We start from the raw sequence: 7,539 nt of genomic DNA on the forward strand, positions 1-7,539 counted from the left end.
CCGGCGAGGCCGAGCACCCTGGGGTCGCGCCGGTGCCGCAGCAGGTCGGGGGCCTTCACGGCGAGCCCGAGGCACAGCGCGGCAGCGCCGACGTACTGGCTGAGTCCCTGCACGGTCAGATCCGCGGCCCGCGGTACCCCAGCGCCGTACCGATGCGTCCGGCGATCCCGTCGTCGTGCCCGGCGGAGTGCGCGGGGCCGGAGCACGGCGACCCGTGCAGCCAGCTGCGCAGGCGGCGCCCCATGAAGAGGCCGAACCGCTCCGCCTCCTGCTCGGTGTGCAGGCTGAAGTCGGTACGGGCGGCGATGCTGACGGCGGCGGCCGCGGCCTGCCGCGGGTCGTCGTCGCCGGTCAGCAGGCGGGAGGCGACGGCGGCGCCGCTGACGTGGAGGCCGCAGTCGCCCTTGAGCATGTGCCAGACCTCGTGGAAGAAGATCACCAACTGGTGCATGGGGGCGGCCCGCTTCTCCACGACGATGATGTCGTGCGTCTTCAGCTCCAGCCACAGTCCGCTGGCCGTGTGCGGCGGGAAGACCTCCTCGCAGAGGACGACCCGGCGGCCCCGGATCTCGGCCACGGCCGCCACCAGGGCCGCGAAGAGCTCCTCGCGGGTGGTGGGAGGGCACAGCCGCATGCGACCGGCGATGTCGTCGGCGAGCCGCCGCATCTCCTTGCTCTTGCTCACCCTTCCCCCCGGAAGCGACGTCATGAAGTGGGCACCGGCAAATATGCCAAGTCGGACGCGCGTCAAGCCACAACTTCCCTGGGTGCAGCAGGAAGCTGAGGGGTACGCGAAAGCGACGCAGCAGGACAACGCAGACGGCACCCCGCACCCCGCCTGGCCGGTAATCCCCTTGTGCCGGTGCGCGCTCGGGCGCTCGGCCGGTGCAGTCGCCGCGGACCGGGGTCGCGCAGCCGGCAGCCGTACTGTCCGGGGGGCTGGTCACGACCCGACCCCACCTGGATGCGGCCGCCGCCCACGAGTCTCGCCAGAAGCGTCGAAGGCCACCCCTCACGGCACGGTGCACTCCCGTCGCGGGGTGCACGCGAGCCAGCGCTGATGGCCACTCATCGCACAGGGGGAGGGCTGAACGAGTGCTGCACCGACCGTTTCCGGGAGCGACCGTCCCTCCTCACCGGAGCCCTCGGCCGCCCGCCCACCAAGACGGCCGCCTCCCGCGCGGAGGCAGGCCGGCACCCCGGCGGCAGCAGCCCGGCCCGTACAGCAGTGGCAGGCTCACCGGCCCAGCACCTGCCGCCCCCCAGTACCGCCGATACCGGCTCAGGAGCCGGTGCGCAGCACAAGAGCCGGTGCGCAGCACGAAAGCCGGTATCTGGCACGGGAGCCGGTGCGGCACAGGAGCCGGTGTCCGGCTCAAGGCGCCGGTACGCGCGGCCCGGTCGCCGGAGCAGCCGAGCGGGACCACCGGAAACAGCGGGTGCCCACCCCTAAGGACGCACCGGACCAGCGACCACCGCCAACTCAGCACTCAGCACTCAGCACTCAGCACCGAGCACCGAGCACCGAGCACCGAGCACCGAGCACCGGCAGGAGCAAGCCCGCCACCGGCACAGACCGCCAACCACCGGCCACGAGCCCCCCGGCCCTCGCCCCTCCACCACCGCACCACCGCACCACCGACCCACCGACCATCAGACCCCGGAGCAGGCCGACCCACCGCAGGGGCCATCCCCCCCAACCGCCCTGCCGAGCGCCCCACTCGGCACCCCGACCACTCGACACACACCCACCGCATCACTCACACCGCCCCGCCCCCTGCTGCCCGGCGCCGCAACGCCCCACTCTGCCGCCCGACGCCCGCACCGAGCCGTCCGACGAGGTCTCTCCACCCCCTACGGAACGGGCCCGCGCTTCCGCGGGCACCTCCTCCGGGCCCCGGTACGCGGTACGGTCTCAGCCGTTCTCGGAACGGCGGGGGTCAGCCCCCTCCGCGCCCTCGCCGCTGCCCCCGTTCTTGGCGATGATCACCTCGGCCATCTGCGCCAGCGCAGCAAGCTGACTCGGCGTCATCTCATGCGCGCGGGAGGCCAGGCTGACCAGTCCGCTGTCCCGCAGCCGCGCCAGCGGATCGACCCGGGCCTCCAGGTCCTGCACCACGGGCTGCAACGCGTGGCACAACGCCTCGGCCTCGTCGGCGGTGAGGAAACCCGCGGGCAGCCCGAAGAACCGCCGGAGCCGGTCGGCGTGCTCCAGCTTCGGCAGGCTGCTCCTGTGCCACTCGGTCAGGGACTGGCGACTCACTCCGGCGACCTTGGCCATCTCGTCCAGGGAGTACCGCTTGCCGTCGGGTCTGCGGCGGGTCTCCCGAACGAACTCCAACCGCTGCCGCACCCGGTCGGCGAGCGGCACCTCAGGGGCGGGGCGGCCCGCCAGGAGGTCGGCGACGACATCGACGGGGACACCGGTGCGGTACGACAGGTCACCGACGTCCAGGACGTCGGTGAGGCGGCCCGGCCGCCCGGTCAGCTCCGAGATGCGTGCGAGCACGTCGGCGAGGGGAGCGTGGGCGTCTGTCACCGGGAGGTCTCCCTCGGCACTTCGTCTGATCACTGGCTGAGTGCTGACGCGAGGGTAGCCGCTCCTGCCATCCCGGACCAGATGGCCAACCGCAGCTGCCCCTTTAGGCAGGAATAGTTGACACATCTGAGCGCTGAGTAGCAGGATCAACGCGCAACGCAATGCCCCGGCCGTTCAGCGGTCCGGGTCCGCGGGGTGCCGCTCACGGGGGTGGCGGCACCCCACGCGTCCGCCGCGGCCCCGCCGCGCGCCCTCGCACGAGTCCGCGCTCCGCCCGCCCCTGAGGCACCGCCCGTCCGCCGGTACGTACCGCCCTCAAGCTCCGGGAGAGCCCGATGGCCACCGTCCTCGCCACCGTGCCCGAGACCCGCACCGTGGCCGCGGTCGTCGCCCCCCTCCCCACCGACACCGGGTACGCCACCGCGCTCAGCCGGCAAGGCGCCCTGGCCATCGCCGTCACACCGGCACCACCCGCCGGGGCGCACCCGGCGCCCCGCCCTGCCGACGGTCCGTACACGGCCACCGTCCTGCACACCGGCGATCCACAGCGCACCGCGACGCGGCTGCGCTCACTCGGCGTCCAGGCCGTCGTCGCCGGCAGTGCCGCGGGCATCGCCCTGGCCGAGGACCTCACCCACCGCCTACGCCTCCCCGGCGCCGACCCGCACACCTCGCTGTTACGCCGGGACCGCGGCGTCCAGGCCCACGCACTGGCCGCGGCGGGCATACCCGCCGCGGCCTTCCTGCGCACGGCCCGCCTCGACGAGGCCGTCGCCTGCGCCCACGAACTGCGGCTGCCGTCGTACGAGCTGGCCCCGGCCGCCGCGGACACCCCGACGGCCCCCGTGGTGTGCCGCGGCCGGGAGGACATCCACGCCGCCTGGGCGCACCTGCGGCACAGCGCCTTCGTGCACTGCGGCGACCCGCACCTGGTCCTGGCCCTGCACGTGCCGGGCCCCCACTTCCTGGTGAACACCCTCACCCGCACCGATCCCGCGACGGGCCCCCGGCACACCGTGACGGACGTCTGGCGGGAGACGCGGACCCCCGACGGGCGCCCGGACCGCACCGAACTGATGCCGCGCGACCACACCCTGGCCCGTGTGCTGTCGCTGCGCGTCCTGCGCACCCTCGACGTCCTCGGCATCACCCAGGGCCCCGCCACCACCCGCCTCGCCTACAGCCGCCGCACCGGACCCGTGCACCTGGCCTGCCTTGCCGTCGCCCACAGCACGCCCGCCGACGAGGCCCTGCACGCGGCGACCGGCCGCCACCGCTTCCTCGACGCACTGGACACCGTGATCCGCCCGCGCCCCGCCCTGCAACCGGCGCTCGTCCCCACCGGCCACCACATCGTGCGCGTCCACCGGCACCCCACTCCGGAGGCGGACGACCGCCTCCTGCGCACCCTTCCGCACCTGCCGACCGTGGTCCGCGTCACCGACCACGCCCGCACCGAGGGTGCCGGCACGGGCGAGATCGTCCTGAGCGGCCCGGCCCCCCTGGTCGAGGCCGACTACCACGCCATCCGCACCCAGGAAGCCCCCTGACGGCGGAACCCCCGGCACCGTGCCACCGCAACTGCGCCGGCGGGTGTCGCGGCCGGCACACACCGGTCCACGTCACCCGAGCGGACACCACAGGGGCCCGGCCGGCACCCCGTCACCAGAGGCGGCTCTGCCACTCCTCGGAGGGGACGCGGCCTTCGGTGACGTCGCAGCAGGCCGCGGCGCGGTGGGAGGCGCCCCCCACCGGCCTGCCGAGCACCACGTCACCGGCGCGTCGGGCACACAGGACCAGACCGAGCGTCCCGGAGCCGGGATCCGCGTACGGGGAGTACCGCAGGTCGTGCCCGTACGCGGAGGTGTGCGCGCCGCATTCGCCCTCCAGCGAGGACGGTACGCGTCCGACGAGCCGCCGCCCGTTCCACTCGGCCTGCGGACCGCGCAACGCGTCGACAGCCACGCACGCGAGGCGGCCCCCGCCGTAGGAGGCGGTCAGTCCCAGTGGTGGACCCAGGTGCGTCGCCCCAGGACGTGGTGGCCGGCGTACTCCTCCAGCGTGCCGTGCGGACTCCGGTCGAGGTCGTCGGGGCAGAAGGCGGCGTGCTCAGCGGCCACGGCCACCGCCTGGTCCAGCGTGGTGGGCGGCGAGGCGACCGAGAGGACGAGCCGGTTCGCGGTGATCGCGACGACCCGGGTGCCGAAGCGCTCGTCCCAACTGCGCAGGACGGCGCTGAGGACGCCGGCGTCGTCCTCGTGGTGCAGCGCGCCGGCCCAGCCTATGGAAGAGGGTATGTCCGCGTTGCATTCGGCGGACACCAGGGCCAGGCGGGGTTCCTCCAGCCAGGAGCCGCCGCCTGAGAGGGCATCGGCGATCCCGGCGGCCTGTTCATCGGCATCCACGTCGGACGACACGGCCCCGGCGAGCCCCGGCCAGGGCACGTCGAAGGGGGCCGCCCCTGACCGCTTCCCCCGGAGTTCCCCCCAGTGGTGGGACAGCATCTCGTCGGCGCCCAGGTCCTCCGGGTAGGACAGGTTTCCGCACATCAGGTCCCACCCCTCCGGGTCGCCCGACGGGCCGCCGACGTCCACCAGTACCGGCACGAGGCCCGCCGCCCGGCGCGCGGCCCGCTGCGCGGACCACTGCCCGGGCGCGGCACGCCCGTCGGCCAGCCACAGCAGCGGCTCCGGCCAGGGGCCCTGGTACGTCTCGTTGAACAGCCTCCCCGGGGGGAGGTCGAGCCCGAGCGTCCGACCGCTCGGATCAGCCGCAAGCCGGGGCAGGTTGTTCGTCTCCGTCACCATCTGACGACTGTAGGCGCGGGGTCTGACAGCACTCCTGGCCACGGAACTCTGATGGCGAAGCGGAGGCCGGTGGGCGCCCTGTCGGCCGCTGTCCGTCGGGGCGGCTCACGCCTGGACCGTGCCTGCCCGACGCTCTCAGGGCGTCGAGCGCCTCCTCGTCGTTCCAGCGGACGGGCACAGCACCGACCGCACGTGCACCGTGCCAGCAACCCACTTCGGAGTCCTGCCGTGGCGGCGTGATCCTGTTCAGAAGGGCCGGAAGAGCCCCTCGGGATCATCGTGAGCCCATGCGGCGTACTCCTCGAAGCGCAGGTTGCCGATGCTCAGGTTCGCGTGAACGTCATGGGCCCCTGCGGGGACGGCGCGGAACTCACGGCCGAACTCGGTCAGCTGCTCGTAGTCCGCGTCGTCCAGGCATTCCTCCCGCGTCAGCGTGGTGACGGCCAGCAGCGGGTGGCTCGCCGCCTGCATGGTCGTCCGGTCGGCGAGGAAGACGACGGACAGGTCCTCGTCGGCACGGACCGCGTTGAGCACCTCGTCGACGCTCGCTTCTGCCCAGGCCGGGTCGTCAATGACGTGGACGTGCGCCTCGAACCGGCCGGCCCCACCCTGCTCCGTCAGCGCGGCCGTCACGTCCTGCCACGCCTGGTCGTCGTGGTAGTCAGTCCTGACGAGCAGGACGTCGAACTCATCACGGCCCGTGATGGCGGGCAACGCTCTCATCGATCCTTCTCCCCAGTGACGTTCGGTGCGCCGTGCCCGACTGTCTCACGGGCCTTCTTCGAGCTTGCGGTTCGCAGCCGTTCGGAAGTGAGGCGGCGACCGCCGCCGTGAACGAAAGCGAGGCCGTCGAAGACCCTCCACCACGTGCAGACCGGGTGCGGTCCGGTGAGCGCCGCGCTGCGCGGCTTCGCGTACGACATGGCCGCGGCCGACCGGCAGCCGGAGGCGGCCGGGGCGAACGCGCGGTCCGCCGGCTGCACGGTGAACCGGACGGCTCGGTCGTCCTCCCCGCGGGCGGCCGGTAAGCCGACGGCAAGCTCCCGGAGCCTCCAGCGCCGGACCCGACGCGGCCGGCCTGCCTCCACCCAACGGTCCGAGAATCCGCACGACCACTTGAGGCCCCGGCACCACACACGGGGATCACGCACGCCCGTCGGCAGTCCCAGAAGGCCCCACGCACCCGGAAGGCCCCGCACCTTCGGGCCGATGACCGCCAGGCAACCGCCTCCGGCACCGGACCCCTTCGGACAACACCTCGAACAAGCCCCGGAAACGCAGAGATCCCGCCCGATCAATCAGATCGGACGGGATCTCGTGAACTCTTCCTGAGCGAACTCAAGAACAGTCGTGTCTGTGGACCTGAGGGGATTCGAACCCCTGACCCCCTCGATGCGAACGAGGTGCGCTACCGGACTGCGCCACAGGCCCTTGCGACGTGTGAAACCTTAGCACCCCGATCTGCGTGCTCGGAAATCCGTTGGCCGGCCGGGGGTCGAGAGGTGGATCACGCCGGTCACTCGTTCGCGGCGCGGGGCCGGTCGTCGTCGGCGTACTGGTCGAAGAGGGGGGTGCGGCTGCGGTCGCGGGGGCGGCGCGGGGGTGTGGCGGAGGGGTTGGGGTTCTTGCGGGTGGCCGGCGGCGGAGTGGGTTCCGCCGGGGAGGAGCGGGCGGCGCTCCAGGTCTCCGGGTCGGTCACGTCCACGCCGCCGGTGGCGCGGGGGGCGACGGGTGCGGTGACGTAGGTGGGGAGCGGCACCGGGACGGGGTCCCAGCTGTCGCCGCGGACGGGGCCGCGGTCGCGCTGCTGGTCGACCCACTCGGCGTGGTCGGTCTGCTCGACCAGGGCGCGCCGGTCCGCCTCCGCCGGGGAGACCGGCGGGGCGGGGTCGCCGGCGGGAGCGGGGGCGGCCTCGTCGTGCGGAGGCTGGGGCCGGCGGGGCGACCGGCTGTCGCGCAGCCGCTGCGCGGCGGCCTCGGCCCGGCGCCGGTCCATGACGTACACGAAGCGGCGGCGCTCCTGGCGGCGGAGGTAGGCGATGTACGCGCTGAGGAGGACGGCGGGGACGCCGGGGGCCCAGAGGAAGGCGAGGCCGGCGACGGCGGCGACGACCGCGCCGACGGTGAAGGCGAGGAAGAGGACGACCGTGGTGCGGCGGCGGCGGGCCAGCACGCGGGAGCGGCGGGCCCGTT

Annotated in this window: 6 protein-coding genes, 1 tRNA gene and 1 pseudogene; 1 reads left to right on the forward strand and 7 read right to left on the reverse strand. The window is 73.8% G+C overall.

What is annotated here, in order from left to right; genetic code table 11:
• Window positions 1–115: 115 nt before the first annotated feature.
• Together BJP40_RS12115 and BJP40_RS12120 are read right to left on the reverse strand one after the other, a co-directional pair.
• On the reverse strand, window positions 116–685 hold the full coding sequence (locus BJP40_RS12115; protein WP_226962607.1) for a toxin: 570 nt from the start codon (window positions 683–685) through the stop codon (window positions 116–118).
• A 1,230-nt stretch (window positions 686–1,915) separates the two neighbouring features.
• Window positions 1,916–2,539, reverse strand: a complete 624-nt coding sequence (locus BJP40_RS12120) for a transcriptional regulator (protein WP_071269614.1) — start codon at window positions 2,537–2,539, stop codon at window positions 1,916–1,918.
• 335 nt (window positions 2,540–2,874) lie between these two features.
• Here BJP40_RS12120 and BJP40_RS12125 point away from each other — a divergent pair, with 335 nt between their 5' ends.
• Complete coding sequence (locus tag BJP40_RS12125; RefSeq protein ID WP_071280380.1) at window positions 2,875–4,089, forward strand: hypothetical protein; 1,215 nt, start codon at window positions 2,875–2,877, stop codon at window positions 4,087–4,089.
• A 112-nt stretch (window positions 4,090–4,201) separates the two neighbouring features.
• Here BJP40_RS12125 and BJP40_RS12130 read toward each other — a convergent pair whose 3' ends face one another.
• From BJP40_RS12130 to BJP40_RS12155, 5 genes and pseudogenes are all read right to left on the reverse strand, one after another.
• Window positions 4,202–4,504: a hypothetical protein gene (locus BJP40_RS12130; RefSeq protein WP_226962606.1), complete on the reverse strand. Its 303-nt coding sequence runs from the start codon at window positions 4,502–4,504 to the stop codon at window positions 4,202–4,204.
• A gap of 32 nt (window positions 4,505–4,536) precedes the next feature.
• The gene (locus BJP40_RS12135) at window positions 4,537–5,346 is read right to left on the reverse strand and encodes a DUF4253 domain-containing protein (protein WP_071280381.1); all 810 of its coding nucleotides are present in this window, start codon (window positions 5,344–5,346) and stop codon (window positions 4,537–4,539) included.
• 246 nt (window positions 5,347–5,592) lie between these two features.
• Window positions 5,593–6,069: a hypothetical protein gene (locus BJP40_RS12140; protein ID WP_071280382.1), complete on the reverse strand. Its 477-nt coding sequence runs from the start codon at window positions 6,067–6,069 to the stop codon at window positions 5,593–5,595.
• Between the two features lie 634 nt (window positions 6,070–6,703).
• Window positions 6,704–6,777 (reverse strand) — tRNA-Ala (locus BJP40_RS12150).
• Window positions 6,778–6,862: 85 nt separating this feature from the next.
• Window positions 6,863–7,539, reverse strand: a pseudogene (locus tag BJP40_RS12155) (hypothetical protein); the annotation flags it as partial.

This window comes from Streptomyces sp. CC53 (genome assembly GCF_001865245.1).
Classification (GTDB): domain Bacteria; phylum Actinomycetota; class Actinomycetes; order Streptomycetales; family Streptomycetaceae; genus Streptomyces.